At 72.3% G+C, this 26,238-nt stretch carries 22 protein-coding genes and 1 pseudogene; 7 read left to right on the plus strand and 16 right to left on the minus strand.

What is annotated here, in order from left to right; genetic code table 11:
* Positions 1 to 521: 521 nt before the first annotated feature.
* Positions 522 to 1,331, minus strand: a complete 810-nt coding sequence (locus BXA10_RS27450) for an SAM-dependent methyltransferase (RefSeq protein ID WP_076473747.1) — start codon at positions 1,329 to 1,331, stop codon at positions 522 to 524.
* A 189-nt stretch (positions 1,332 to 1,520) separates the two neighbouring features.
* On the opposite strand from BXA10_RS27450, the gene BXA10_RS27455 reads away from it, so the two are divergent.
* Positions 1,521 to 1,856 (plus strand): macro domain-containing protein, encoded by a 336-nt coding sequence (locus BXA10_RS27455; protein WP_076473748.1) that lies wholly within the window; start codon positions 1,521 to 1,523, stop codon positions 1,854 to 1,856.
* A gap of 1 nt (position 1,857) precedes the next feature.
* Here the strand turns inward: BXA10_RS27455 and BXA10_RS27460 are convergent, their stop codons facing one another.
* From BXA10_RS27460 to BXA10_RS27480, 5 genes are all read right to left on the minus strand, one after another.
* A complete protein-coding gene (locus BXA10_RS27460) occupies positions 1,858 to 4,110 on the minus strand; it encodes an FtsX-like permease family protein (RefSeq protein ID WP_076473749.1) in 2,253 nt (750 codons plus the stop codon).
* The gene (locus BXA10_RS27465; RefSeq protein ID WP_076473750.1) at positions 4,107 to 4,778 is read right to left on the minus strand and encodes an ABC transporter ATP-binding protein; all 672 of its coding nucleotides are present in this window, start codon (positions 4,776 to 4,778) and stop codon (positions 4,107 to 4,109) included. The genes BXA10_RS27460 and BXA10_RS27465 overlap by 4 nt, the downstream gene beginning before the upstream one ends.
* A complete protein-coding gene (locus BXA10_RS27470; protein WP_076473787.1) occupies positions 4,775 to 5,299 on the minus strand; it encodes a PadR family transcriptional regulator in 525 nt (174 codons plus the stop codon). Before BXA10_RS27470 ends, BXA10_RS27465 begins: the two co-directional genes overlap by 4 nt.
* 114 nt (positions 5,300 to 5,413) lie before the next feature.
* On the minus strand, positions 5,414 to 5,782 hold the full coding sequence (locus BXA10_RS27475) for a YciI family protein (protein WP_076473751.1): 369 nt from the start codon (positions 5,780 to 5,782) through the stop codon (positions 5,414 to 5,416).
* Positions 5,783 to 5,888: 106 nt separating this feature from the next.
* Positions 5,889 to 7,121: an RNA polymerase sigma factor gene (locus BXA10_RS27480; protein WP_076473788.1), complete on the minus strand. Its 1,233-nt coding sequence runs from the start codon at positions 7,119 to 7,121 to the stop codon at positions 5,889 to 5,891.
* 212 nt (positions 7,122 to 7,333) lie between these two features.
* Here BXA10_RS27480 and BXA10_RS27485 point away from each other — a divergent pair.
* Positions 7,334 to 7,444 (plus strand): annotated as a pseudogene (locus BXA10_RS27485) (VOC family protein); the annotation flags it as partial.
* 2 nt (positions 7,445 to 7,446) lie between these two features.
* Positions 7,447 to 7,884 carry a VOC family protein gene (locus tag BXA10_RS27490; protein ID WP_076473752.1) on the plus strand — a complete coding sequence of 146 codons (438 nt, stop codon included), beginning with the start codon at positions 7,447 to 7,449 and terminating at the stop codon, positions 7,882 to 7,884.
* Between the two features lie 80 nt (positions 7,885 to 7,964).
* Here BXA10_RS27490 and BXA10_RS27495 read toward each other — a convergent pair whose 3' ends face one another.
* A complete protein-coding gene (locus BXA10_RS27495; RefSeq protein ID WP_076473753.1) occupies positions 7,965 to 9,245 on the minus strand; it encodes a hypothetical protein in 1,281 nt (426 codons plus the stop codon).
* Positions 9,246 to 9,344: 99 nt separating this feature from the next.
* Positions 9,345 to 9,830 carry a WapI family immunity protein gene (locus tag BXA10_RS27500; RefSeq protein ID WP_076473754.1) on the minus strand — a complete coding sequence of 162 codons (486 nt, stop codon included), beginning with the start codon at positions 9,828 to 9,830 and terminating at the stop codon, positions 9,345 to 9,347.
* 48 nt (positions 9,831 to 9,878) lie between these two features.
* Here BXA10_RS27500 and BXA10_RS27505 point away from each other — a divergent pair, with 48 nt between their 5' ends.
* Entirely contained in the window at positions 9,879 to 10,151 is a 273-nt protein-coding gene (locus BXA10_RS27505) for a hypothetical protein (protein ID WP_076473755.1), read from the plus strand.
* Positions 10,152 to 10,277: 126 nt separating this feature from the next.
* Here the strand turns inward: BXA10_RS27505 and BXA10_RS27510 are convergent, their stop codons facing one another.
* Positions 10,278 to 11,441, minus strand: a complete 1,164-nt coding sequence (locus BXA10_RS27510) for a hypothetical protein (protein WP_076473756.1) — start codon at positions 11,439 to 11,441, stop codon at positions 10,278 to 10,280.
* 234 nt (positions 11,442 to 11,675) lie between these two features.
* Entirely contained in the window at positions 11,676 to 14,051 is a 2,376-nt protein-coding gene (locus BXA10_RS27515) for an acylase (protein WP_076473757.1), read from the minus strand.
* 221 nt (positions 14,052 to 14,272) lie between these two features.
* Between BXA10_RS27515 and BXA10_RS27520 the strand changes: the two genes are divergently transcribed.
* On the plus strand, positions 14,273 to 15,826 hold the full coding sequence (locus BXA10_RS27520) for a gluconokinase (RefSeq protein WP_076473758.1): 1,554 nt from the start codon (positions 14,273 to 14,275) through the stop codon (positions 15,824 to 15,826).
* 97 nt (positions 15,827 to 15,923) lie between these two features.
* Positions 15,924 to 17,216, plus strand: coding sequence for a serine hydrolase (locus BXA10_RS27525; protein ID WP_076473759.1), 1,293 nt, complete (start codon positions 15,924 to 15,926; stop codon positions 17,214 to 17,216).
* Between the two features lie 63 nt (positions 17,217 to 17,279).
* Here the strand turns inward: BXA10_RS27525 and BXA10_RS27530 are convergent, their stop codons facing one another.
* The 4 genes from BXA10_RS27530 to BXA10_RS27545 all read right to left on the minus strand — a co-directional run bounded on the left by BXA10_RS27530 (position 17,280) and on the right by BXA10_RS27545 (position 23,454).
* Complete coding sequence (locus BXA10_RS27530; protein ID WP_076473760.1) at positions 17,280 to 18,038, minus strand: MerR family transcriptional regulator; 759 nt, start codon at positions 18,036 to 18,038, stop codon at positions 17,280 to 17,282.
* Between the two features lie 38 nt (positions 18,039 to 18,076).
* Positions 18,077 to 20,437, minus strand: coding sequence for a putative bifunctional diguanylate cyclase/phosphodiesterase (locus BXA10_RS27535; protein WP_245828573.1), 2,361 nt, complete (start codon positions 20,435 to 20,437; stop codon positions 18,077 to 18,079).
* A 360-nt stretch (positions 20,438 to 20,797) separates the two neighbouring features.
* Positions 20,798 to 22,357, minus strand: coding sequence for a hypothetical protein (locus BXA10_RS27540; RefSeq protein ID WP_076473761.1), 1,560 nt, complete (start codon positions 22,355 to 22,357; stop codon positions 20,798 to 20,800).
* Positions 22,354 to 23,454 (minus strand): hypothetical protein, encoded by a 1,101-nt coding sequence (locus BXA10_RS27545; protein ID WP_076473762.1) that lies wholly within the window; start codon positions 23,452 to 23,454, stop codon positions 22,354 to 22,356. The genes BXA10_RS27540 and BXA10_RS27545 overlap by 4 nt, the downstream gene beginning before the upstream one ends.
* 202 nt (positions 23,455 to 23,656) lie before the next feature.
* Here BXA10_RS27545 and BXA10_RS27550 point away from each other — a divergent pair, with 202 nt between their 5' ends.
* On the plus strand, positions 23,657 to 24,718 hold the full coding sequence (locus tag BXA10_RS27550; RefSeq protein ID WP_076473763.1) for an MBL fold metallo-hydrolase: 1,062 nt from the start codon (positions 23,657 to 23,659) through the stop codon (positions 24,716 to 24,718).
* Between the two features lie 68 nt (positions 24,719 to 24,786).
* Here BXA10_RS27550 and BXA10_RS27555 read toward each other — a convergent pair whose 3' ends face one another.
* Together BXA10_RS27555 and BXA10_RS27560 are read right to left on the minus strand one after the other, a co-directional pair.
* Entirely contained in the window at positions 24,787 to 25,656 is an 870-nt protein-coding gene (locus BXA10_RS27555; protein ID WP_076473764.1) for an SRPBCC family protein, read from the minus strand.
* Entirely contained in the window at positions 25,649 to 26,206 is a 558-nt protein-coding gene (locus BXA10_RS27560) for a winged helix-turn-helix domain-containing protein (protein WP_076473765.1), read from the minus strand. Before BXA10_RS27560 ends, BXA10_RS27555 begins: the two co-directional genes overlap by 8 nt.
* Positions 26,207 to 26,238: the final 32 nt, after the last annotated feature.

Raw genomic sequence — 26,238 nt, forward strand, 5'->3', positions numbered from 1 at the left:
ATCTGGGATGGTCAGATTGTTCGCCGACACTGCTGCGGTCAGAACCGACGAATAGTCAACAGTCCTGACCGAACGGCGGCTGGTAATCGCTGCATGAGCGGCGGCAGGCAGGGGCCTCAGATCGTGGTGTGCGAGGAAGCATCCACCACCGCCCGGCTGCTGGCGATCGCCAACTCCTCCTCGGTGAACAGCGTCCGGAACCGCGGCCGAATCACCACCGCCTCCGCAAGGTCCACCCGCCCCCCGCTCCCACAGCGCCGCGAACCCGTCCGACACCACCGGGTGGTGCAGCAACTGCCGGGCGGTCGCCAGTCCGCCCTTCTCGGTCACCATCCGCAGCAGCAGCGCCGCGTGATACTGCGCCTCGTCCCGAGCCGACTGGTCGCGGCTTCCACGGTGGGGTGGGCACCGACGGCGGTATGGGGCCGGCCAGCGCAGGCCCGGACCGCGGACCCGTACAGCGCGGGCAGCCGGAGCGCTTAACAGCACACGAGAACCCGTAAGCGGGTGAATCCCTGCTATCAGGGCTTGCGGCCGACGGCTCCGTACCCATCCACGCCAGCAGGAGCCGCGCCGACCTCGGGGCGCCACTGGGTGAACGGCACCAGGCCCGGCTCGACCAGCTCCAGCCCCTCGAAGAACCGGCCGATCCGCTCGGGGCTGCGCAGGTGGTACGGCATGGCGCCGCTCTCGTTGTATTGCCGGTGTGACTCGACGACCGCCTCGCTGGTGTCGGTGCCGTCGGACATCGCGAGGTAGCTGCCGGAGGGTACGGCGGCGAGCAGCGTACGGATGATGGCGGCGGCCTGGTCGTCGTCGCCGATGTGGCCCATGACGCCGAACAGCAGCACGGCGACGGGCTGCGTGAAGTCGAGGTGCTCGGCGGCCTGGCGCAGCACCGCGTCGGGGTCGCGCAGGTCGGCGTGCAGGTACTTCGTCAGGCCCTCGGGTGCGCCGACGAGCAGTGCGCGGGCGTGGGCGAGCACCATCGGATCGTTGTCGACGTAGACGATGCGGCTCTCCGGTCGGACCCGCTGCGCGACCTGGTGGGTGTTGTCCGCGGTGGGTAGGCCCGTGCCGAGGTCGAGGAACTGCCGGATGCCGGCCTCACCGGCGAGGAAGCGTACGGCGCGGGTCAGGAACGCCCGCGACTGCCGGGCGGTCTCGACCATCGCCGGGAAGATGGCGCGGACTTGCTCGCCGGCCATCCGGTCGGCTTCGAAGTTGTCTTTGCCGCCCAGCCAGTAGTTCCAGATGCGTGCGGAGTGCGGCACGCTGGTGTCGATCGACGAGATCTGATCGCTGACGGCGGGCGGGGCGGTGTCTGCCACGAGGTAGCCTCCCGGCGGGATCGGGACCGTTCACAACGGACAGACCATGTTCCCACAACGTGAGCGTTCGGCGTGGTCCCCGAGCCGCGCCCAGCTGCGGCCCGGACATCACAAAGCGAATCGTCGCGCGCCGGGCAAGCGAGAACCACCGAGCGGACGCATGTCGGACTCGGCTGATACCACGATCTGGTGATCACGATCCGGCATGGAAACCTGCTCGATGCAGACGCCGAAGCCCTCGTCAACGCCGTCAACACCGTCGGTGTGATGGGCAAGGGCATCGCGCTGGCGTTCAAGCGGGCGTATCCCGCGAACTACGCTGCCTACCGCGCCGCGTGCGCCGTCGGCGCCGTCCGCCTCGGGCAGATGTTCGTGTACGACTCGGGTGTTCCCGGCCGGCACCGATACGTCATCAACTTCCCGACGAAGCGCCACTGGCGCTCACGGTCGCAGCGCCTGCGCGACGCTGTGCTCCCGTTGCGGCGGGGAGGGCACGACGAGGTCGTCGTGCCCTCCCCTGACTAACTCAGTCGTTTCGGGCGGTCTCCGGCCCGGTGAGGCGACGTAGCAGCGGCAGCGTCGACGCGACGATGCCCAGCGACACCGCCAGCCCGCCGGCCACCATCAGGTAGAACGACGGCTTCGGCGCGAGCAGCGTGTAGTTCAGCTGGGCCCGCAGGAACAGGTGCGCGGCCAGGAACCCCATCCCGATGGCCAGCACCGCGACGGTCAGCAGTGGCACGACGGTCTCCAGCGCCACCACCCGCCGCAGGGTGCGCAGCCGTACGCCGGTGAGGCGCAGCATGCTGAACGGGCGCTTCCGGTCGCTCAGCCCACCGGCGACGCTCACCGCCAGGCTGCACCCGGCGACCGGCAGGCTGGCCAGCATGACCACGTTGGCGAGTTGCTGGAACTGCACCATGAGCCGGGCGGAGTTCGACTCCCGTTCGGCGATGCTGGCCGGGAATCCATTCGCCGGGAACGCGTTGATGAGCATGGTCCGGGCCTGCTCGAATGCGGCGCGGCTGGTGGTGTTGACGACCACCGAGCGGATCGGTTGCCGGTCGACCTGCGCGGGGTCCAGGTCGGCGGCGGGCCAGACGTAGCTGTCGTTGGTCAGGTCCCACGCGCGCTCGCCGATGAGGTCGTCGGCCACGGCCACGACCCGCGCACCGGCGGGACAGGCGCCGAACACCGCCAGGCGGTCCAGCTCGGCGCAGGTGATGACGCTCGGCCACCACGATCGATAGGGATCGAATCCCGCCGGTGTTCCACGCATCTGGATCGGGGGTGGTTCGTCGACGGGGTTGGCGTGGACCAGGGTCACGCTGCGTACCCCCGGGATCGTTCCGAGACCGGCCGGTATCTGGTCCGCGGTCGGCGCGGGTCCGTCCTCGCGCGGGAACCACATGGTCAGGGACGTGGCGGCCACCGAGTCGGTGCGCGGCTCGCCCCGGTTGGCCACGTAGGTGGTGATGATGCCGGTGGCGACGCTGGTCACGAAGAGCGCCACGATCAGCCCGCTCACGGACCGGAAGCCGGCCCGCGGGTTGTCGGCGAGACGCCGCCCGGCGATGAGCGTCGCCGGCCGGCTCGCCCGCCCGGCCAGCAGGCGCGCGCCGACCATGGTCAGCCACGGCCCGGCCAGCACCAGCCCGGTCAGGATCAGCAGGAACCCCGAGAGGTACGCGGTGAGCTGCCCATTGGTCGTGGGCGGCCGCCGGCCGACGAAGTACGCCAGCTCGACGAGCCCGGCGACCAGCGGGATCAGCCGCCAGGCGCGCGGCGGTTTCGGGGTGACCCGGCGCGCGACGCCCAGCGGGGAGATCTGCACCCGGCGCAGCGCCAACCAGGAGGCCACCACGGCGCCGAGTGGGATGCCGAGCGCCACCGCCAGGACGTCGGTGAGGGTGAGTGAGAGGTCGGCGGCGAAGAAGCGCTCGCCGGTGAACGGGATCGCCGCCAGCGCCGGGCGGACCGCGAGGAACAGGCCGAACCCCACGGCCGTGCCCACCGCGGCCGCGAGCACGGACTCCACGGCGGAGATGACCGAGATCTGCCGTGGCGTGGCGCCGACCAGGCGCATCGCGGCGAATCGCTGCTCCCGGCGGGTCGCGGCCAGCCGGGTGGCGGTGCCGATGAAGATGAGCACCGGGAACAGCAGCGCGGCCGCGACGATGGAGAGCACGAGCGCCATGCCGTCGCGGTTGATGCCGACGTAGCAGCCTCTGGGGCAGCCGTCCGGCGAGGTGGTCATGATCTGGGTGACCTTGCGCGCGCCGAGCGGCTCCAGTTCGCCCGGGGTGCGGCCGATGACGATCAGCAGGGAGTCGGGCGACGGCAGGGCTGCCCGGCCGATGGTGCCGACCTGATGGCCGGGGAACCGGTCGGCGAGCTGCGCCGCCGGGGTGGTCCGCAGCAGTTCGCCGAGGGCGGGCGAGACGTAGTACTCGCCGGGGCGGGGCAGACGCGGGATGCCCGGCGGGACGGGCGCGTCCGGGCCGGTCGCGGCGACCTCGACCCGGCCGATCGAGTCGCCGTCGTGGTAGTCCTCCCGGATGAGCCACCACATCGGCTCGGCGGCGGGGTCGGCGGAGGCCGGGGCGACGGCGGTGTTGAGCCAGGCGTACCGCTGGTTCTGGGCGTCGACGGCGTTCATGCCGGCGAGCGTGGCCAGGAGCATGCCGACGCCGAGCGCCACGGCTACACCGATGACGACGAGCCGGGCGGCGGCCTCCCGCCCGCCGGCCAGGGAGAGCCTGACCGCGAACCGGATCACGCCGACACCAACGCATTCACCTTGCCGTCACGCACGATGACCTGCCGGTCGGCGTACGCGGCGACGCGGGCGTCGTGGGTGACCAGGACGACGGTCGTGCCCTGCTCGCGGGCGGAGGAGACGAGGAGGTCCATGACCTGCTCGCCGGTCAGCGAGTCGAGCGCACCGGTCGGCTCGTCGGCGAAGAGCGCGCCGGGCCGTGCCACGAGACCGCGGGCCAGCGCGACGCGCTGCGCCTGCCCGCCGGAGAGCTCGCCGGAGCGGCGCCGCTCGAGCCCGGCCAGGTCGAGCCGCTCGAACCAGGGCCGCGCCTCCTTCAGCGCGGCGGCCCGCTTAACCCCGTTGAGCAGCAGCGGCAGCGCGACGTTCTCCTCGGCGGTCAGCTCCGGCACGAGCTGCCCGGACTGGAACACGAAACCGAACCGGTCCCGGCGCAGGACGCTGCGCCGGTGCTCGCTGAGGGTGTCGATCCGGTGGCCGTCGAAGTGGATCTCACCGGCGTCCGGCACCAGGATCCCGGCCAGGCAGTGCAGCAGCGTGGACTTGCCGGAGCCGCTCGGGCCCATGACGGCGACGATCTCGCCCGGCTCCACCGCGACGCTGGCGCCGCGCAGCGCCGGGGTCTCACCGAAGGACAGCTTCACGTCGCGTGCCTCGACGGCCGTCATCCCCGCACCTCCTTCGCGAGGGCGTCCAGCCGCGCGGCCGTGGTGTCGATCCAGTGCAGGTCGGCCTCCAGGTGGAACAGGCCGTGGTCGGCCAGCATGGTGTCGACCAGGTTGCCGGCGCGCTTGATCTCGGTGAGTTCCTTCATCCGGCGCAGGTGCGTGGCGCGCTGGATGTCGAGGTACTCCTCCGCGGGACGGCCGAGCATGAGCGCCAGCACGACCTTGGTGAACAGCACGGTCTGCAGGTTGGGCTCGGCCTCGACCGGTTCGGTCAGCCACGACTCGACCTCGGTCGCGCCGCGCTCGGTGATGACGTAGCGCTTGCGTTCGGGACCCACGCCCGGCTCGACCTCGCCGACCACGATCTTCCCGTCGCGGACGAGGCGGCTGAGGGTCGCGTAGACCTGGCCGAACGGCAGCGGTTTGCCGCGGCTGAAGAAGGTGTCGTAGTCACGTTTCAGGTCGTAGCCGTGGCTGGGCTCGCGTTCGAGCAGGCCGAGGAGAGTCATGGGAACGCTCATGCCGAACACCATACGCTGAGCGTATACCTCGCGTATATACCTCGCGCGTACATGCAGAAAGACTTGGGGGCGCGGACCGTTCCGTCCGCGCCCCCGACAAGTACCGGCTCAGCGTCAGGCGGCCGGGCCCTCGTTGACGCGGCGTACGTCGACCTCGACGTCGACCCCGTCGGCGATGAAGAGGTCGACGAACCGCTTCGCCCACTCCATCGCCTCGTCCTTGGAGCGCACCTCCAGCAGCGCGAACCCGGCGATGAGCTCCTTGGTCTCGGTGAACGGGCCGTCGATGACGGTGGTCTTGCCCTTCTCGACGGTGATGCGGCCCGACTCCTTGCTGCTCTTCAGCAACCCCTCGCCCGCGAGCAGCACGCCGGCCTGCGCCGCCTCGCCGACGAAGGCACCCATCCGCTGGACGAACTCCGGGCTCGGGTCGAAGGTGCCGGGCTGGTCCTCGTCGAGCTTGTGCATGAGCATGTAACGCATCTGAAGGACTTCCTCTCAAACGGCGAGTCTTGGTGGCTCTCACTGACGCGTCGATCGTGTCGGCCGCGATCCGACATGAAGGCCCACGGGTTTACTGTGACGGCGGTCACACCCCAGCCGGAGGGGTGGACGCGGGCGGATCAGCGCAGGCAGCAGCCCGTCCGAGCAGCAGTTCCCGCTCGCGCGCGTTGCCGGTGAGAGCCGCCGCCCGCTCGAACTCGCGCCGCGCCTCGTCGTGGCGACCGAGCTTCGCGAGCAGATCGCCGAGCACGCTGGGCAGCAGGTGGTACCGCGCGAGCGCCGGCTCGTCGGACAGCGCCCGGGCCGCCTCCAGGCCGGCGGCGGGTCCGCGGGCCTGGGCGACCGCGACGGCCCGGTTCAGTTCCACGACGGGCGAGGGTACGAGCCGGGCCAACTCCGCGTAGAGCGCGGCGATCCGCTCCCAGTCCGTCTCCTCGGGCGCGTGCGCCCGCGCGTGGCAGGCGGCGATCTCGGCCTGGAGGGTGTACGGGCCGGGGTGCTCGGTCGCCGCCCGGTCGAGGGCGGCGAGCCCGCGGCGGATGAGCAGCCGGTCCCAGCGGGTCCGGTCCTGGTCGTTGAGGAGGATGGGTTCGCCGTCGGGGCCGGTACGGGCGCGCAACCGCGACGCCTGGATCTCCAGCAGCGCGGCGAGGCCGTGCACCTCGGGTTCGCCGGGCATGAGGCCCTGCAGTTGCCGGGCCAGCCGCAGCGCCTCCTGGCACAGGGCGGGGCGCATCCAGTCGTCGCCGGCAGTGGCCGCGTAACCCTCGTTGAAGATCAGGTAGACGACCTCCAGGACCGAGCCGAGGCGTTCGGCGCGCTCGGCCGGGCCGGGGACCTCGAACGGCACCCCGGCATCGGCGAGGGCCTGCTTGGCCCGGGTGATCCGCTGCCCGACGGTGGACTCGGTGGTGAGGAAGGCGCGGGCGATCTCGCCGGTGCTGAGGCCGCCGACCAGGCGCAGGGTCAGGGCGGCCCGCGCGATCGGCGACAGCACCGGGTGACAGGCCACGAAGATCAGCCGGAGCAGGTCGTCCTCGATCCGGTCCTCGACGGCGGCGTCGAAGTCGACGGTGATCTGCTCGTCGAGGTCACGGCCGATCGCCTCCACCACGCGCTCACCGGTCTGCCGGCGGCGTACCAGGTCGACCGCCCGCCGTTTACCCACGGTCGTCAGCCACGCGCCGGGGTTGGCCGGCACCCCGTCGCGCGGCCACTGTTCCAGGGCGGCGACCAGCGCATCCTGCGCCACTTCCTCGGCCTGTCCGACGTCGCGGACGATCCCGGCGATGGCGGCGACGATCCGCCCGGCCTCCATGCGCCACACCGTGTCGATGGTGCGCCGTACCTCTGACTCCTCCACGGGCTACATGACAGCATGCCGCCGGCCGTTGCCACCCGGCGGAGGCCGGTGACCTGGACGTACGCCGTGGAGGCCCTGGTTTCCGGTTCTCCCGGCGCGATCCGGCGTGCCGACTGCACCTCGCCGGCTGTTGTCACAGGCAGGCCCTAACGTGGGGCCGACAACCGGCCGAAGGAGCGCAGATGCTCGATCAGCCGTGCCACCCCACCTACTTCGGCGCCTTCGTCCGGGACCCGGACGGAAACGATGTCGAAGCCGTCTGCCACGAGCCGGAGTGACCATGGAGCAGCGAATCAGTCTCGTCACCCTCGGCGTCGCCGACCTGCCGCGGGCCCGGGCCTTCTACGAACGGCTGGGCTGGCGTGGCCAGGAGGTCGAGCAGACGGTCTTCTTCCAGGCCGGCGGCTCGGCGCTGGTGCTCTGGGACCGCGCCAAGCTGGCCGCCGACGCGGGCGTCGACGACCCCGGTGGCGGCGGGTTCGGCGGGATGACCCTGGCCCAGAACGTCCGGTCGCGTGCCGAGGTCGACGAGGTGATGGCCGCCGCGGCCGCAGCCGGAGCGGGAGTGACACGGCCGGCCCGGGAGACGTTCTACGGCGGGTACGCGGGCTGCTTCGCCGACCCGGACGGGCACGTCTGGGAGATCGCCTGGAACCCGGGATTTCCGCTCGCGCCGGACGGCACCCTCACCGTCCCCGACTTCGGTGCCACGGGGTGAGGACGGCGTCGGCTGCCCCTGACTGCCCCTGACTTCGGCACCGGCGGTGCGCCGGAGCCAGGGACGGCGAGTTTGTCGCGTCAGTTGTCGCGCGGGCAGAGCAGCGGATCGAGCAGCGGCAGCCGGAGCGGGTCGAGGCAGATGGTGAGCAGCCGGTTGTCCTCGTCGGCCGGTGCGCCGCTCGGCTCGGGCGCGGACGTCGCCGGCGGGGGCGGGCTGCTGCTCGGCGGCTTGCTGGGGGCCGGAGCCGGGCTCGAGGGTGCTGCCGTGCTGGGCGGGGCGGTGGGCGTCGCGGCGGGGGCGGGCGGCGCCGTGTCCGGGCGCGAGCCTCCACCGGCGCCCCCGGCCGCCGGACGGTCGGTCGAGCCGGAGCCCGTCGATCGTGCCGGTCCGGTCGGGTCGCCGCCCTCCGGCCCGCCACCGGAGGTGCCTCCGGGCGCCGGGCTCGTGGGTGCGACCGCTCCACCACCTGGTGAGCCGGGCACCGGGGCGAGGGTCGGGATGAGCGCGCCGATCCCCAGCGGCGGGTCGACGTCGCTCCTGACACCCGCCTCGGCCCGGTACTGCGGGGCGTTCTCCCCCGACCCGTAAGCGCCGGCGGTCAACGTCGCGAACGCGGCGGCCGCGACGGCGGCGACGGCGCGACGACCGGGTCGCCGCGCGGTCAGCGGCGCCTGCCACGGCTCGACCGGCACCGGCGGCATCGGCCGGTTGCGATGGTGGGTGGCCAGCAGAGCGTCGAGTTCCGCGATGACGGCGGCGCGCTCGTTCCGGGCGGAGGCGAGGGCCAGGGCGAGGTAGAAGCGGGTGTTCGCGACGACGACCGCCGGCACCCGCAGGCCGGCGAGCCGACCGGGCCGCCTCGGGTGCAGGAGGGTGAGCGGCACGTCCGGGTGGTGGGCTGGTGCGTCGAGGTCCTCGTACCACCATTCGCGACGGACGTCGCGGCCGGCGAACGCCACGCGGTGGCTGGTGACGATGGCGACGCCGGTGTCCGCGACCCGTAGGCCCTTCGGCAGCGTACGGCCCGACGGGTCGTGCGGTCCGACGCTGAGCGCGGGCTGCGGCAGGCCGGGTACGTGTCGGGCCGCCACCTCGATCAGCTCCGCGGTGGGGATGATCCGGAAGACGAGTTCGTAGGGGTCGAGTTCCACGGGCAGTCCGGTGCGGGGTTCGGTGCAGCCGAGGAAGGCGGCCGCCTCTATCCGCTGCCGGGTCAACTCGTCGGCGCGGTGGCGCCACATCTCGAGTTCGGCGTGGTGGGCACGACGGCGTCGGTCGTTCTCGCGGTCCGCCCAGGCGACCCGCCAGGTCGGCAGCACGGTCGCCGGTACGAGGGTGCCGGGTGATGTGGTGGTCACGCGCGGTACAACCGCCCCCGCAGGCGACAGGAAACGCGCCAGGGATCGATGCTCCCCTTTATTCCGGTAAGAGAGATTTGGCCTTCACGCTGCAATGTGTCAGGAGATGACCCGTTGTGGGTACGCAGCAACCTCCCGCGCCCACTGCTCGGCCGCCACGGCGAGAGCGTCGGCCGAGACGGTCAGCGCGAGCGGGTACACCGCGGTCAGCGGGCGACGCATCCACGGTGGCAGCGACTCGTAGGAGAACTCGACGGTCAGCTCCATTCGCCGGCGCCGGATGACGCGGGTACGGAACGCGAGGTTCGGTTCGGCGAACCGCAGCAGCGCGGGCAGCGCGGTGGGTGAGGCGCCCAGGTCGGCCTGCAGCCGCAGCCAGTCGGCGAGGATTCCCGCCTCGGGCACTGTCAGGCACGGATCACAGTGGGACCAGGCCTGGCCGTCCGCGGTGCGGGCATCCACCTCGATGAGGAGCCAGTCGTCCCAGTCCTCCGCCTGCTCGACATCGACCGGCGGCTCGACGCCCGGCTGGTAGCCGACCGGCCGGATCCTCAGCCGCGCACCATCGTCGGAGCGTATCTCCATAACCCCATCATCCCGAACAGAAGCCACAGTATGCACTAAAACGGACACATGATCGGCTGGGGTCAGCTCGCAGCGCCGCTCCTGCTCCTTCTCCCGCTCTATGGGATCTGCCGCCTGGCCGACCTGCCGGTCGGCGCGGCGCTCATCTTCGCCAGCCTGCTGCCGCTGCGCGCACACGCCGACCCGCACAACATGCCCGAACGCGACTGGAAGGCGTCGAAGGTGGCGCCCTCTCGCGTGCGACCTCTCTGGCGGGCCGCTGCTCGAACGAACTGCGGCGACTACGACCGAGAGCCTGATACCGCTGAGGCATATTTATGACTCAGCGGTATCAAGCCTGAATTCCGCCTACTGTCCGGGCCGTCCCGCACGGCCTGCCACGTTCGCGTACTGTGCGGGCCGACCTGCACGGCCTGTCGTGGCCACCCACCGGCCCGAAGAGCCTGGTCAGGTCCAGACCGTTCGGCGCACGCCGCGATGTTCGGCGCACGCGTTCCGGTAGCCGCCGGTCAGGCTCACCACACCGTCGCGGCACTGCACCAGGTAGCCCCGGCCGGCCCAGAACTCCTGGGCGCAGTCGAAGTGGTCGCAGATCTCGGCGGCGGGCTTGCGGATTCGGTTGCCGCCGCAGAAGTCGTACCCCATCGGGTTCTGCGGGGCGCCGCAGAGCCGCTCCCGCCGAGGTGTCGGTGACGGGCTTGTGCGCTTGGGCCGGGGCGTCGCCGAGGCCGGCACCGAGGCCGCCGTCTCGACCTTGACCGGCGCGGGTACCGCCGCACGGACCGGCGGCGCGACGTTCGGAGTGGCGACGGGGGTGGCGGCGATCGCCACCTCCGCCCCCGGGTCGGACGGCCCCGTCTCGATGAGCGCGGCGGGCACCAGCACGGCCAGCGCGGCGGCGACCGCGACCGTACGCCGGCCACCGGGCACCAGGCCGGAGAGCCGAGCCTGCGCCGGCGTGGCGACGGCCGGCCGTATCGGCTTGAGCTCCGCGTGCTCGGCGATCAGGTCGTCGAGCTGCGTGATCACCGCGTCGCGCTGCTCGATCGCGTCGGCGAACGCCAGCGTCAGCTTGAAGCGGAAGTCGGCTGCCGCCTCGACGGGCAGCAGTACGCCGGAGGTACGCCGGCGGTCGAGCGTCTGGATCAGCGTGACCGGTGCCGCCGGGTCGTGCGCGAGGCCGGTCATCTTCCCGTACGCCCAGTCGCGCCGACCGCGCCCGCCGAGCAGCACCAGGCGGCGACTGGTGATGACGGCCATCCCCGCGTCGGTGACCCGCACCCCGTCCGGGCGGCGGGGCCGAAGCGGCGCCACCTCGGCGCGCACGGCCAGGTCCGGCGCGGGCAGCACGCCGGTGTGCCGCACCTCGGCCAGCTGCACGGCGGGCCACACCCAGAGGACCACCTCGTCGGGTGAGAGTTCGAGCGGCAGCCCACCACCGGCGGCTGCGCTGCCCTGGAAGTCGGCGGCGAGCCCGCGCAGCCGGCGCAGTTCGTCGTCCCGCCGCCGCCAGTCGGCCTCGGCCCTGCGGTACGTCCGGTGCCGGCGCTCGTTCTGCCGGTGCGCCCAGCGGTACCGCCAAGTGGAACCCGTCGAATCAGTCCTTGCCATGCCGACTCCTTCGCCGTGCAGGCCACCAACCGGGGTGTCACAGGTGTCAACTCCGGCGGCGTTCGACCCGCATCCGCCAGCGTGGACGAAATGCCCGATCGGCGGAGCAACATGGACGATAGGGCGGTTTTGTCGCAGCAGCTCGTCCGGTTCGGGCGTGTCGCGCGACACCGGCCCCGGACGCGCCGCGCCCGCCGGCCCGAGACGGGTCCGGCGGGCGCGTCGGTCGGCGGGTCAGTGGCCGCGGCCCTCCCCCACCCGGTACGTGCGCAGGTTCGGATCGGCCTTGATCTGCGCCTCGGTGAACTTGATGGTGTCCCAGCCCTTCTGCGAGTAGAGCTCGGTCTGGTCCGCGTACCAGGGCGAGTTCGGGTTGGTCGACTGCGAGTAGGTGAGGATCTGCCGCCCCGACGGGCCGTTCGGACCCAGCTCGACGGCCATCACGAACGAGGAGCCGTGCACCACCTTCGGATAGCCGACACCCGGCACCCGGTTGTTGACGATCATGTTGAAGATGCCGGCCTCGGCGCGTCCGCCGTGGATCGGGATACGCCGGTCACCGCGCGGTTCGGTCTGGACATCGCCCAGCCGCGCGTCGAGCGCGATGCCGTCGAGGCGGCGCACGGCGTCGGCGAGCGCCCTGAGCACCCGCGGGTCGGTGGTGGCCAGCCGCCTCGGCGTGCGTACCGGATCGCCTACCGAGAAGGCGTCGGCGAACCGCAGACCGCCCGCGAGGACGAACTCGGTGAACAGGTGCGCGCCCCGGCTGTCCAGGTCGGCGTGCAGATCCCACCGCCCGAGCGTGGTGCAGGCGCCGCGCAGGTCCACGGTCGTGCCGTCAGAGGCGGTGGCGGCGGGCTGGGCGGTACAGAGCGCCACCAGGTCGTCGCGGACCAGTTCACCGCCGTACACCCTGTTGCCGAAGACCGTCTGCCACAGCCGCTCGGCGGTGAACCCGCGGCCGGGCAGCCCGTCGGTGCCTTCCAGCCGCTGCTGCACCTGGTCCAGCCCGAGCCGGGTACGCAGGCTGCGCGGAGTGCCCTCGTCACCGATGATCCGCGGGTAGCCCTCGAGCGGCGCCTTCGGGTTCGCCAACCAGTAGCTGTCGTTGGAGTTGGTCACGTAGTCGCTGCGGATGCGGACCGGAAGGCGCGCCGGGCCGAGGATGCCGGGCACTGCGGCGTCCCGGTCGGAGCCGAGCGCGCACGCCGACCGCGAGCCGTCGAGCACGGCCTGGCCGCTGCTGGCGTACATCGGTTGGAACTCGGCCGGGATACAGGCGGCGGCCAGCGCGTCGGTGACCCGGGGGATCACCGAGTGGTCGGCGTAGAGCGCCTCACCACGCGCGTCGGCGGCGATCACGTTCACCCACGGCAGGAACTGGTAGCGGTCGAGCACCCGCTTCAGGTCCCGCACGTCCGAGGCCCGGCCCATCTGGAGCCAGCCGTCGAAGGCACGGTTGTTGGTGGCGTTGACGTCGGTGATGGCGTACGCGGTGCTCGTCGTCCAGTCGAAGGTGCCGGGCACCACCACGACCGGCCCGTAGTGGGTGTCGTGGAAGGTCCGGCTGACCGGGACGAGCCGGCCGTCGGGCCCGGGCACCTGGGCGGTGACCGTGCGGGTGGTCATCTTCCGCGGCTTGCCGTCGAGGTAGTAGGAGGTGGGGTCACCGGGGACGAGCGCGAGCCGGTGCCAGACGAAACGGCGGGCCGTCGAGACGGTGTGGCTCCAGGCGAGCGACCGGTTGTGTCCGATCTCGATGATCGGGTCGCCGATCAGCCCCGCGCCCTCCACGTCGTACCGGCCGGGCACCTTCAGGTGCATCCGGTAGAAGCGGTCCGGACCGTCCCACGGGAAGTGCGGGTTGGCGAGAACCATTCCGCCCTGGTTGGCGGTGGCCGCCTCACCCAGCCCGTACGCGTTGCTGCCGATACCGGCGGTCGTGCCGTCGGCGGCGGCGAGCACCGCCGCCGCGCCCGGGGCGTCCTGCACGCCCGCCGGCCCGGTGGCGCCCGGCGGAGCCGCCGCGACGATCCCGTCCAGCATCGCCGCCGAACCGGCCCGGACCATGCTGGCCCAGCTGGTACGCCAGACGTCCAACTCGGTGAGGGGGCGTACCCACGCCCGACCCCGGCACGCCGGATCCGTCAGCTTCCCCACCCCGACCTTGCGCAGGTAGGAGTTGTAGCCGGCGGCGAAGCCACGAACCAGGTCGCGGATCTCGTCGGTGGGCGCGTGCACCCCGTCGCGGCGGCCGTCGAGCATCCGCTCGACCGTCCGGTCCGCCATCGCCTTGCGGTAGAACAGGTCGCTGCGCACGTTGGCGTCGGTGGAGCCGCTCGCCCCGAACCACCGGGACCGCTCCCCGTTGACCGTCACCGCCGTCTCGGCGATGACACAGAGGTTGTCCTCGGCCTGCACGTAGCCGACGCCGAAACCGAGGCTGGCGAAGTTCGCCGCGGTGATGTGCGGCACGCCGTACGACGCGCGGCGGATCTCGGCCGAGTAGCCGCGATCCCGCTGGTGCGCACCGGCCGGCGCGGCGCCGAGCCCGGTGACGATCAGCCCCAGGGCGGCCACCGCCGCGCCGAGGCGTACTGAGGATTTCATCGTTCTCCTCCCCCGTGGCGGACCCCCGCACCTCACTGTCCGAGGGACATTCACGATGATCGCTCATTCTGGTCGCCGGCGGGGCCCTCGTACAGCCCCACGGCGTCGAACGCTCGGCCCACCACCGGCCGACGCCGGCGCGACCAGCGGTGATCGCCCTCCGTGACGGCCTGCGCCTCGGTAACGTCAGCCGCAGCCGGCGCAGGAGGGAGTTGACGTCGATGGCCGGGTCGGGCGGCGCCCCGCCGGTGGTGCTCGGCGTGGACATCGGCACCACCAGCACCAAGGCCGTCGCCTACGACACGACCGGGCGGCAGCTCGCCGGCAACTCGGCCGGCTACCCGTTGAGTGAACCGCAGCCCGGGTACGCCGAGCAGGATCCGCAGCGCATCCTGGACGCGGTCGTCACGTCGGTCCGCGCCACGGTGGCCGAGCTGGACCGCCCGCCGACCTGCCTGTCGTTCGGCACCGCGATGCACAGCCTGATCGGGCTGGACGGTGACGGCGCCCTGCTCACCCCGTCGATCACCTGGGCCGACTCGCGCGCCAGCCGGCAGGCCGAGCGGCTGCGCGCCGTACCGTCCGGGCTCGCCCTGCACCGGCGAACCGGCACACCGATCCATCCGATGGCCCCGCTGCCGAAGCTGCTCTGGTTCGCCGAGCAGCAGCCGGCGCTCTTCCAACGGGTCGCCCACTGGGTGGGGATCAAGGACTGGGTGCTGCTGCGGCTCTGCGGGATGCTGGTCACCGACCATTCGGTCGCCTCCGGCACCGGCCTGATGGACATCCACCGGCTGGACTGGGACACCGAGGCGCTCGCCATCGCCGGGATAACCGCGCAGAAGCTGCCCCAACTGGTCTCCACCACCGCCGTGCTGCCCCGGCTCACGGCCGAGGCGGCGGCCGCCACCGGCCTGCCCGAGCGCACCCCGGTCGTGGTCGGCGCCGGCGACGGGCCGCTGGCCAACCTGGGGCTCGGCGCGGTGCACCCCGGCATGGTGGCCTGCTCGATCGGCACCAGCGGCGCGATGCGGGTCATGGTGGAACACCCGGGCGTCGACCCGCTCGGCGGGGTGTTCTGCTACGCGCTCACCGAGAACCGCTGGACGGTCGGCGGCGCGATCAACAACGGTGGCATCGTGCTGAGCTGGGCCGGCGACGCGCTAGCCCCGGAACTGGGCGCGCACGCCGAGGACGAACTGGTGGCCCTGGCCGCCCGCGCGCCCGTCGGCTCCGGCGGGCTCATCATGCTGCCGTACCTGCTCAGCGAGCGCGCGCCGCACTGGAGCGCCCTGCCCCGCGGCGCGTACGTGGGCCTGACCCACGGGCACCGCCGGGAGCATCTCGTCCGGTCCGCCATGGAGGGCGTCTGCCAGCAGCTCGCGCTGGTGCTGGCCTCGGTGCGTTCCGCCGGCAACGAGGTGCGCGAGGTCCGGGCCAGCGGCGGGTTCGCCCGCAGCGGACTGTGGCGGCAGATCCTCGCCGACGCGCTCGGCGTCTCGGTGAGCTTCCCGGCGGGGCACGAGGGATCGAGCTTCGGCGCGGCGCTGCTCGGCATGCAGGCGCTCGGGCTGATCCCCTCCATCGACGTGGCGGCCGACCTGGTCCGGATCGACGAGATCGTCCGACCCGACCCGGCCGCCGCCGCCACGTACGCGACGCTGTTGCCACTCTTCGCCGAGCTGTACGACGCGCTGGTGCCGACGTTCACCTCGCTGCGCCGGCTGGCGCCCAGTCTGCCCCCGGAACCCATCCCCACCCCACCGCCGATGTGACAGGCAGTCCTTCGACCGGCCGGCCGGTTCGCCGCTCGGACGGGTGACCCGAGCCGCGTCGACGCCATCCGCCGCACGCGCTTCATATCGTACGAACGTGAAGAAAGCCGACAAGAAGGTCTCATCTTCCCGACGACGCGCCTGGCACGTACGCCTCACGGAGCTGGCCGCCACGGGCGTCGCCCTCGCTCTGCTGCCCACCGGTCCGGCCGTGGCCGACGGCGGCGGACCGGCCCCGACGCCGGAAACCCCGGACCGGCGGCCGCCAGCCAGCACCCTCGCCTGGCTGGCCTTCCCCGGCGGAGCCTTCTCTGTCGACAGCGAGACCCGCACCGTGCGCTACCGGGCCTGCGACGGCGACACCGGCCGGATCGCCGACCCGGACATGCGGGTACGCGGCCGGGTGGCCAGCGGCGAGGTCACGGTGGACGGAACCACCTACGCGTATGACGTGCCGCTGGTGGGCCGCAGCCGGGGCATCGTCGAGGTGACCCGTCCCGGGGCCGGGCCGGACGGGCTGGTCGGTGAGGTGGTCACCGAGCCGCAGCCGCCCAGCGATCCGGTGGCCGGTCGCCGGCTGCTTCCGCTCACCGGGCAGCTCCAGCAGGTCGTCGACGCCTCCACCGCCAACCCGGCAGGGGTCACGGTGCGGGACCTCTCCGGCCGGTACGGCGACCAGCAGATCGCGGTCAACGGCACGTTCCGCCCGAAGGCCGCCAGCGTGATCAAACTGTGGATTCTGGTGGAGCTGCTGCGCCGGGTCGACTGCGGCCAGGTCTCCCTCGACGACGGAGTGCTGGTCACCCCGGCCCAGGTCGTCGACGGCACTGGTGAACTGCAGCACGAGACGTTCCCGCAGGTGGTGACCTTGCACCGGCTCGCCGAATACATGATCAAGTACAGCGACAACACGGCCGCGAACGTGCTGATCGACTACTTCGGCGGCTTCGCGCCGGTCAACGATCTGATCGACTCGATGAACCAGCGGGAGACGATCCTGGCCCGCAAGATGCTCGACACCGAGGCCGCCATGCGCGGCGAGGAGAACTACACCAGCCCCGACGACGTGGTCGCGCTCCTCGGCGCCGTCTGGGACGCGCAGATCCTCACCCCGGCCTCCCGCGACCTGATGATCGCTTTCATGGCCGAGCAGACCCTCAACACCAAGATCCCAGCCGCGCTGCCACCCGGGGTCCCCGTCGCGCACAAGACCGGCGACCTGCCGGACACCTCGCACGACGTCGGCTACTACCTCCTGCCCAGCTCGCAGGTCGCGGTCGCGTTCCTCACCTCCGGCCCGATGGCCGGCGGCGACGAGACCGTACGGCGATTGGCCCGCACCGTCTACGACTACCTCGTTGAACCGCAGGCCGGCACCTTCGGGCCGTGATCGGGCGTTCCCGGCCCGGCGGACACCCCTTTTCGGGTACGCCGGGCCGGAACGGGTCCGTGCTCAGGCGCGGCTGATCGCGTTGGCGTGGATCGCTTCGGCCAGGTACGCGGTGAGGCCGGGCGCGATGCTCTCGTAGTGCGCGGTGAAGCGCTCGTCGGCCAGGTACATGTCGGCCAGGCCGGTGTGGATCTCGTACGAGCACTCGTAGAACCAGCGGCCGATGATCTGCCGGTGCTCCTCGGCCAGCTCCATCGCCTCGGGGCCGTCCGCCGGCGCGCCGGAGGACATCACCGCCACGATCCGCCGCGCCCAGTCCTCGTTCTCCTGCTTGAACCGCAGCCAGTCGTCCTTGCCGTACCGGGACACCCGCCGGTTCGACTCCGCGTACGCCTCGGTGCCGCCCCACCGCTGCTCCGCCTCCTCGGCGTGCGCCTCCGGCTCGAAGTCCCCGAAGACCTCGAACCGCTCCTCCGGGGTCAGCCGGATGTTCAACTTCCTCGCCTCCAATGCGAACTCGATCGCCGAGACCATCTCCTGCAACCGCTTGATCCGTACCGTCAGGAGCTCGTGTTGACGGCGCAGGTGCGCGGCCGGATCGGCCGCCGGATCGTCGAGGATCCCGGTGATCTGATCCAACGGGAACCCGAGCTCGCGGTAGTGACGGATGAGCTGCAACCGCTCCAGGTCCGTGTCGTCGTAGCGGCGGTAGCCCGTCGAGCTGCGCCCACTCGGCGAGAGCAGCCCGATCTCGTCGTAGTGGTGCAGCGTCCGCACCGTCACGCCGGCGAGCTTCGCCACCTGACCAACCGTGTACGCCATGGTTCCCTCCCTTCCGGAAACCAGGCTGCCGCCTGCCGTTACGTGAGGGTCAAGCCCGATTCTGCCCGGCCCAGCAGCGAATTCAGCTGCACCAGGCCACCGGGGCGGCCGTACCGGTAACCCTGGCCGTGCAGGCAGCCGATCGCGGCGACCGCCGCGTGCTGCCGCTCCGTCTCGACCCCCTCGGCCACCACCGACAGGTCGAACGCGTTGGCGAGTCGGGTCACCATCTCCACCGTGGCGTACGCCCGGTCGTCGTCGAGGTCGAGCCGGGCCACGAACGAGCGGTCGATCTTCAGCTCGGTGGCCGGGATGCGGTGCAGGTAGCTCAGCGACGAGTAGCCCGTGCCGAAGTCGTCGATGGCGATCCGGATGCCCAGTTCACGCAGCTGACGCAGCCGCTCCAGCACCGCCTCGCTGCCGTCGATCAGCGCCGACTCGGTCAGCTCCAGGGTGAGCGTCCGGGGCGCCAGCCCGGCGGCGGCGGTGGCTGCGGTGACCGTGGCGATCAGGTCCGGCCGGCGCAGGTGCGCGGCGGCGATGTTCACCGCGACGGTGGCCTCGGTCGGCCGGTCCCGCCAGGTCGCCGCCGCCCGGCACGCCTCGTGGATCACCCACCGGTCGATCTGCACGATCAGCCCGGTCTCCTCGGCCAGCGGCAGGAACCGCGCCGGGCTGAGCAGTCCGAGCCGGGGGTGCCGCCAGCGGACCAGCGCCTCCGCGCTGCGTACCGCCCCGGTGGCCAGGTCGACGATCGGCTGGAACTCCAGGTGCAACTGGCCCTCGTCGACCGCCCGGCGCAGGTCGGCGATCAGCTCCGCCCGGGACACCGCGGCCTCACGCAGCTCCGGCGTGCACACCCGGTACGCCGACTTCCCCGCCGCCTTGGCCGCGTACATGGCGATGTCGGCGTCGCGCAGCAGATCGGTGTGCGAGGTGTGCTGCGGGCCGTACTCGGCGATGCCGATGCTCGCCGAGGGATGCACCCCCGCGTGCTCCTCACCGTCGGAGGGTTGCAGCGCGTCGAGCAGCCGCTCGGCCAACCGCTCCGGCGGTGCCGACCGCTCGCCGTCGACCAGTACGGCGAACTCGTCCCCGCCGAGCCGGGCGATGATGCCGTCGCCGTCCACGGCGCTGCGCATCCGCGCCGCCAGGCGGGTCAGCAGAGTGTCCCCGGTGGCGTGACCGAACCGGTCGTTGACCTGCTTGAACCCGTCCAGGTCGAGCATCAGCACCGCCACCGGACCCTCGACGCGCAGCGCCCGCCGCAGCTGGCGAATGAACATCAGCCGGTTCGGCAGCCCGGTCAGCTGGTCGGTGTAGGCGAGCGTGCGCAGCCGGGCCACCAGCCACAGGTTCTGTTGAGCGGCCAGGCCCTGCCGTACGGCCAGGGCGGCGAGCAGCCCCAGCATGCCCACGAACACCAGGTGCGGGGTCTGGCCGGTCGGCTTCCGGGCCAGCATCACCGCCCCGATCGCACCACCCACCAGCAGGTACGGCAGGGCCACCTGCCACCACGGCGGCAGCGGAGCATCGGCGGTGTCGTCGGGATCGGTGCAGACCGGCGGAGGCGGATACCAGGTGGCGGCGACGATCAGCAGGTAGCTCACCGGCCAGCACACGTCGAGGAGGTGACCGGCGACGTAGTCGCCTCGCGCGGCGAGCGCGACGTACGCCGTGTCGGCCAACGCCCGCGTCACCAGGCTGCCGGCGATCATGGTCATCGGCCGCCAGACCGGACGTGCCGTGCCGGCCGCCGCCACCAGGACGGTCAGCTGCACCAGGTCGAGCATCGGGAAGAACAGCCCGAGGGTGCGGACCGGATCGGCCAGTGCCGCCGCGTCGACGTCGCGGAACACCACCACCCAGACGATCGGCACCAGAGCGAGCCCGACGATCACCCCGTCCAGCAGGACACGGGCCCGGCCGACCGGGCTGCGCGGGGCGGTGAGCACACAGAGCAGCGCGACGGTGCCGGTGAGGATCCCGGTGAGGTAGACCGCCGCGACGAGCGCGATGTGCGGCAACTCGCCGCCGGTGAGTCGCTGCGCCGCCCAGAGCGCCCGGCCGACCGCGGCGAGCCCCGTGCTGGCGGCCAGCAGCGTCCAGAACCGACGCAGCGAAGCGGGCTGCCGGCGCGCCGCGCCCACGCAGGCCATCACGGCCCAGCCGGACACCAGCAGTGCACCAAGATCGCTGGCCAGGGCCGCTCCCGGCAACGCCGCCGCCAACCAGACCGTCAGGAGCAGTACGCCGCCCACCGCGACCAGCAGCCCGACCCGACGTGGGCGGGCCGAGCCGGACGACACTCGGCCGGTCCGGCGGCGATCGGGCGACCCGCGGTCGGCGGACGCCGGGCGGGCGCAGGCGGGCGCCTGCTCCAGGTCCTGCGGCGGCACGCTCGCTCCGGCTCCCTCCCGTGCGGGCACCCCTACGGCGCGGACCGCCCCGGCCAAACGCGGAAAGCCTAGCCAGCGTTCGGGTTGCCCCGCCAGGGGCCGACCGGCTGGTTCCCGATATACGGAGCGTCACCCTCGCGCGACGGCGGCGGTCGTTGCGACCTTCCGCGCTGTCGCCGGCCCGTCCCGGTCGACCGCGTTGACGCGCTTCCGGACGCGCCCGCACCGCTGCGAGAACCGGCGGCCAGCGATCACGCACCGTGGTGTAGTTCCCTGCCGGTAGAGGCTGGGCCGTCCGGACTGGCGGTAAACGTGGCGGGAGCGTCCGCACGTCCGCCGGGCATCAGGTGTGCCAGCGGGTCAGGCCCACTCCTCCCCGGGATCACCGTCCGAACCGGGCAGCTCACCGCCGGGCAGCTCACCGCCGGGCAGCTCACCGGCGCCAGGAGCACCGGCCACGGAACCCGGCGGGCCGCCGTGGGTCCACGGCGTCTCCTCCGGGGCGGGAAACGCCCCCGACGGCAGGTACGCATCGGACAGAGTGGTGTAGCAGAGGCGCTCCCCCACCTCCGGCACGCTGCCCGGCGGCGCGGTCAGTCCGCGCCCCATTCCGCCGGAGAGCTCCAACACCACCTCGGTCTTGCCGTCCGCGCCCGGGGTCACGAAAACCACCCGGGCCTTCTGCGACGGCCGGGTCGGGCAGTACAACGTTGCCCCGACCGGCACGAGCACGGGCTCGGTGGTGACCAGCTGGATCCGGGGACGAAGCACAGGCCGCTTCCCGCTGTCGTCGACCCGTTTCGGGTCGGCCAGCGTCACGTCACCGACGAACGCCTCACCGGCCAGCCGGTGCTCGGCCATCACCAGCGGATCGTCGTAGGCGCGCTGCACCGCGTACGAGGTGAGGGCCCGCTCCAGCCGGTGCAGCCGTACCGCCGCGGCCACCGCGCCGTCCAGGCGCGGCTGCGGGCCACCGCCGGAATCCACGTGCTCCGCGTGCGCGGTGAACGCGTCCCGGTCACCGGCCCAGCGCCCCTCGACCCGGGCTCCGGGCGTCAGCCCGCGCAGCAACCCGACGCCGCGCCACATCAGCTCCCAGGTGGGCGCGAGCTGGTCACGCAGCAGCGCTTCGAGCTCCGCGTACGCCTCGGCGCGCGCCTGCGGGTCCTCCTCCGCCTCGGCGTACGCCTCGATGGCCGGGGCGAGCCGACGGTTGTCGAAGTCCGGATCGGTGGCCGGGCCGGCCGGCGGATGCGTCGACGGGTCCTCGGCCCGGGCGGCCGCCTCGGCACCGGTGAGCCCGGCCGACGGCTCGATCCAGCCGAGCAGCGCCGGCAGGTGCAGGTCCTCGACCGCGCTCTGCCCGGTGGCCCAGTGCAGGGTCAGCGCGTCGGTCATCGCCAGCAGCGCCGACGAGCCGGGATGTTCGGCCCGCTCGGCGAAGAACGTCAGCCAGCGCCCGAGCAGCGGCACCGACGGATGCACCGGGTACTCCCCGTCCGGGCGGCGGAACCGGGTCGACCGGCCGAGCAGCCGCAGGAAGCTGATCCCGGCCGGGTTGGGCACCAGCAGTTGCGGTGCGTCCACGTACCGGTGGCGGACGTCCCGGCCCCGGTCGACCGCCACCGCCTCGCTCACCCCCCGGTACGCGTCCAGGTAGGGCAGCACGACCGAGGCCAGCTCGGCGGCGAACGCGAAGCGTTGGCTCCGGTTACGGGGCTGGGGCACGATCAGCAGCTTCGCCTCGTCCGGCGCGGCGCCGACCAGGGCGGCCAGCGGAGCGTTCGCCTCGCCGGCCAGCGCGAGCGGAACCAGCACCAGTGGGCGTTCGTGCAGATGGACGTGGCGCACGGTGGCCACCGGCTGGGCCACCCCGGCGGCGACGGCCTGCGCCTTCGCGAGCGCGCGCAGCGTACTCATGCCGAAGCGCCGAGGGCGTCGGCGCGCAACCGGGCGGCGGCGCGCAGCAGGGCGGCGGCCTCCGCCTGCTCCGGCTCGGGCGTGCGTTCGCCGGAGGCGAGCGCCATCACCTCCGCCACGGTGCCGACCCCGCCGAGCGCCTCCCGCACCGGCCGCCCCATCGCCCCGCTCTGGCCACGCGCCTCGTGCCGGCAGAAGTAGGACAACTCGCAGCTGGCCAGGCACTCCGGCGCGTACCGGGCCTCGACGCGGGCCAGCGCGGCGGTCAGCGTCGCCGGGTCGGCGGTCAGGTCGGCGGTGAAGTCCGCGGGCACCGCGGCCAGCAGGTCGTCGAGGCGATCCATCCGGGTCAGCTGACGGCGCAGCACCAGCAGCTGCTTGCGTACGTCGAGCAGGCTCGCCACCGGCTGGTTCGCGAAGTCACGCGGGCAGATCAGCACCACGTCGTGCGACACCAGTTCCGGGTCGTGCCCGGCCGCGGCGAGCAGTTCGCGCAGCGCCAGCACGTACACCGCGGACTGGGTCGCGGCGGCCGACACCTTCGCCGGATCGGCCTGCCCGTCGATCACCGGAAAGGACTTGATCTCCACGACGTGGAACCGGCCGGCCAGCCGGGCGGCGACCAGATCCGGTTCGAGGTGCACACGTCGCCCGGCGACCTCGAGGCTGAGCAGCGGATGGTCGAAGAGCGCGGCCGGTTGGCGCGGGCCGGTGGGCACGGCGGCCGTCAGCAGCTCGCGCGACCGGGTGTGCCGCGCGGGCAGGTCGTCGGCGGCGCCGAGGTCGGTCCAGTCGGCCCGGTCACCGGGCTCGACGCCGAGCCGCTCGGCGACCAGCCGGAGCAGTTCGACACCGCCGTCGGCCTTGAGCTGCGCCTCGAAGGTGTTGCCGCGGGTGATGGCGAACCTGGACTGGCCGAAGCGGGCGGGGAAGCCGATCCGCTCGGCCAGCCCGGTCTTGTCGACCCCGGCGCCGTCCAGCATCGCCCGCCGGGTGCAGCCCGGGTTACCGGTCAGCGCGGCGATCGTCCGGGCGTTGTGTCGCCGCGGCGGGACGCCGCCCCGGATCGCGGCCAGTCGCTGCTCGCTGCTCGTCATGATCCGCCAGGATAGGCCGCGATCGCACCGGAAGGGCGCGCGGACGATCGCGCCGCCCCGGACCGTGCCGTCGCGGCCGTGAAGGCCGCCACTGTTCCGTACGTCACGAATTCAACCAGATGGATGAAAACGGCTTCGATGATCGTTGACGGGTCCGAAAGGCTCGACCTCGTCCCACTGGGACACACGAAGGAGACCTGTCATGAGCAACGCGGCGTTCCCCCAGCGATCCCTACGGATTCCGCGCCGTACGCTACTGCGCGCAGCCGGTGCCATGACCGCGGCCGGCTCCGCGGCCACCCTGCTCGGTGGGCTTCCGGCGGCCGCCGCCACCACGACCGGCACCGCTCCGGTACCGCCGGCGGCGAAGGGACCGGCCATTCCCGCCAAGGGCTATCTCGTGGAAGAGCTCGGCGACGACCTGTACTGGCTGACCGACGGCATGTACCAGATGATGTTCCTGGTCTCGGACGAGGGCGTCATCGCCGTGGACGCACCCCCGACGCTCGGCAACAACATCCTGCGGGCCATCCGCGAGGTCACCCCTCGGCCGGTGACCGACGTCGTCTACAGCCACCACCACGCGGACCACATCGGCGCGGCGGTTCTCTACCCCTCGACCGCCCGCAGGTACGCCCACGTCGACGCAGCCGAGATCCTCAGCCGGGTGAAGGATCCGAACCGGCCGGCCCCCACCCACACCTTCGCCACCAGCCGTGAGGTCAGGCGCGGCAACCAGCGACTCGAGCTGAGCTACCAGGGGCCGAACCACTCACCCGGCAACCTGTTCGTCTACGCGCCCCGGCAGAAGACGCTGATGCTGGTGGACGTGATCTTCCCCGGTTGGGTGCCGTTCGCCTACCTGGCCGTCTCGTCCGACATCCCCGGCTGGGTCACCGCACACGAGCGGGCGCTGGAGTACCCCTTCCAGAAGCTGATCGGTGGCCACCTCACCCGGTTGGGCACCCGCGACGACGTGGTGGTTCAGCAGGAGTACATCGCGGACGTACGGGCGACCACGGAGGCCGCGTACGCCGATGTGGACTTCGGCGCGATCCTCGACTCGGTCGATCAGGAGAACGGCTGGGCGATTTTCAACGCCTACCTGGACGCGGTGGTCACCCGGGCCAGCGAGGACCTCGTACCGCGTTGGGTCGACCGCCTCGGCGGCGCCGACGTCTTCACCAAGTCCAGCGTCTTCACGATGGCCGAGGCGATCCGCCTCGACTACGGCTCGCTCGGCCCCTTCGGCATCCGCCCGTAACGCGACCAGCCGCACGGAGACCGTCGGCGTGGCCACCTCGATGGAGGTGGCCACGCCGGCACCATCTGTCAGCCCGCGGTGACGGTCTCGGGCTCGGCGCTCGGCTCCTCGGTGAGCCACATCGACTGCCAGTCCGCCAGCTCGTTGTAGCGGCGCAGCTCGTACAGGCCGCTCAGCGATCCGGCCCAGGCGGCGTACGGCGGGTTGGACTCGTCGAAGCCGCTCTGCACGAAGGTGAGCTTGGTCTTACCGTCGGACTCGGCCAGCTCCCAGGTGGTGACGCCAGGGGCTCCCCAGTCGACGGAGACCTTGCGTCCCGGGTCCAGGTCGACGACCTTGGCGGCGTAGCCCGCCTCGAAGCCGCCCATCGCGTAGCGGCCGCCGACCCACGGCTCGATGCCGATCGGGTGACCGAACCAGGCGCTGGCCTGCTCGGAGTCGGTCAGCGACGTGAACACCTTGGCCATCGGCGCGTCGATGACGATCTCGCCGCGCATCTCGGTGGAGGTGAAGTCGACCTTCGGCAGCAGCGGCCGGCCCTCCAAGTGCAGGGCGAGGTTGGCGACGGAGAGGCACCAGTACGTCTGCAGCACCCCGCGGATCGCGCCGCTGATCACGTCGGCGAAGTCCCAGTGGCTCTGGCTCAGGCTGAGGATGGTCGAGTCGGCGTTCTCGGCCCGCAGCCGGAACTCGGTGGTGGTCTCCACCCCGTCGAGCGTCCACGCGAAGCGCAGCGTCTCGTCGTCGACGTGCAGCGGGCGCTGGTGGGGCGCGTCGCCCTCGGGCGTGTAGCGGCCCCAGAACTCGTACCGCTGGGGCAGCTCGACCTCGGCGTGCTCGGCCAGCCAGACGCGCAGCTCGGCGGCGTCGGTCAGGGCCCGGCGGACGGCCTCGACCGGGGCGGCGAGACGGACGTGCAGCTCAATCGGTTCACTCACGGTCTTTCCCCTTCGGGTAGCAGGCCACGGCGAGCTTGAATGCGTCTCCCTCGGCGCCGCCGTAGCGGGTGAAAAGGTCCTGCAGAGTGGTCTGCAGGTCGCGCAGGAACTGCTGGCGTTGCTCCGCCGGCACGCGGATCTCGCCCGAGACTCCGATCGAGGGCAGCTCGGGCGCGGCCCGATCGAGGGCGGCGATGTCGGACTGGACCTCCTCCATGAGATCGAGGAGGTAGCCCAGGCTGAGCTCGTCGCGAGCCCGGCGCAGCCCGATGCGACCCACCAGCCGGGGTGAGAGCCAGTAGGACCGGGCGGCGGCCTGGTAGATGCCTTCGGTGATGCCGCGGACCTTGCGCTCGGCGACCAGGTCGACGAGGCCGGCCGCGACCAACTGCTTGACGTGGTAGTAGACGCGCTGCGGCGTCTGCTCCAGCCGGGCGGCCACCTCGGTGCAGGTGCGCGGCTCGGCCAGCTGCCGCAACACCTCCACGCGCTGCGGCTTGAGCAGGGTCTCGGCCTGCTCGATCTGTTCCAGGTACAGGACATCTCTCATGGCAAAATCAGTTTGTACGTACAAAACTTGTT

The sequence above is a fragment of the Micromonospora avicenniae genome (assembly GCF_900156065.1).
Taxonomy (GTDB): Bacteria; Actinomycetota; Actinomycetes; order Mycobacteriales; family Micromonosporaceae; genus Micromonospora; species Micromonospora avicenniae.

What these genes read in the sequence shown, in the direction of transcription:
- BXA10_RS27540 (WP_076473761.1), bottom strand. Translation starts at nt 22,357, where the DNA reads ATGAGTACGCTGCGCGCGCTCGCGAAGGCGCAGGCCGTCGCCGCCGGG.
- BXA10_RS27500 (WP_076473754.1), bottom strand. Translation starts at nt 9,830, where the DNA reads ATGGAGATACGCTCCGACGATGGTGCGCGGCTGAGGATCCGGCCGGTC.
- BXA10_RS27470 (WP_076473787.1), bottom strand. Translation starts at nt 5,299, where the DNA reads ATGAGCGTTCCCATGACTCTCCTCGGCCTGCTCGAACGCGAGCCCAGC.
- BXA10_RS27465 (WP_076473750.1), bottom strand. Translation starts at nt 4,778, where the DNA reads ATGACGGCCGTCGAGGCACGCGACGTGAAGCTGTCCTTCGGTGAGACC.
- BXA10_RS27490 (WP_076473752.1), top strand. Translation starts at nt 7,447, where the DNA reads ATGGAGCAGCGAATCAGTCTCGTCACCCTCGGCGTCGCCGACCTGCCG.
- BXA10_RS27505 (WP_076473755.1), top strand. Translation starts at nt 9,879, where the DNA reads ATGATCGGCTGGGGTCAGCTCGCAGCGCCGCTCCTGCTCCTTCTCCCG.
- BXA10_RS27560 (WP_076473765.1), bottom strand. Translation starts at nt 26,206, where the DNA reads ATGAGAGATGTCCTGTACCTGGAACAGATCGAGCAGGCCGAGACCCTG.
- BXA10_RS27515 (WP_076473757.1), bottom strand. Translation starts at nt 14,051, where the DNA reads ATGAAATCCTCAGTACGCCTCGGCGCGGCGGTGGCCGCCCTGGGGCTG.
- BXA10_RS27545 (WP_076473762.1), bottom strand. Translation starts at nt 23,454, where the DNA reads ATGACGAGCAGCGAGCAGCGACTGGCCGCGATCCGGGGCGGCGTCCCG.
- BXA10_RS27530 (WP_076473760.1), bottom strand. Translation starts at nt 18,038, where the DNA reads ATGGCGTACACGGTTGGTCAGGTGGCGAAGCTCGCCGGCGTGACGGTG.
- BXA10_RS27550 (WP_076473763.1), top strand. Translation starts at nt 23,657, where the DNA reads ATGAGCAACGCGGCGTTCCCCCAGCGATCCCTACGGATTCCGCGCCGT.
- BXA10_RS27510 (WP_076473756.1), bottom strand. Translation starts at nt 11,441, where the DNA reads ATGGCAAGGACTGATTCGACGGGTTCCACTTGGCGGTACCGCTGGGCG.
- BXA10_RS27475 (WP_076473751.1), bottom strand. Translation starts at nt 5,782, where the DNA reads ATGCGTTACATGCTCATGCACAAGCTCGACGAGGACCAGCCCGGCACC.
- BXA10_RS27520 (WP_076473758.1), top strand. Translation starts at nt 14,273, where the DNA reads ATGGCCGGGTCGGGCGGCGCCCCGCCGGTGGTGCTCGGCGTGGACATC.
- BXA10_RS27480 (WP_076473788.1), bottom strand. Translation starts at nt 7,121, where the DNA reads ATGGAGGCCGGGCGGATCGTCGCCGCCATCGCCGGGATCGTCCGCGAC.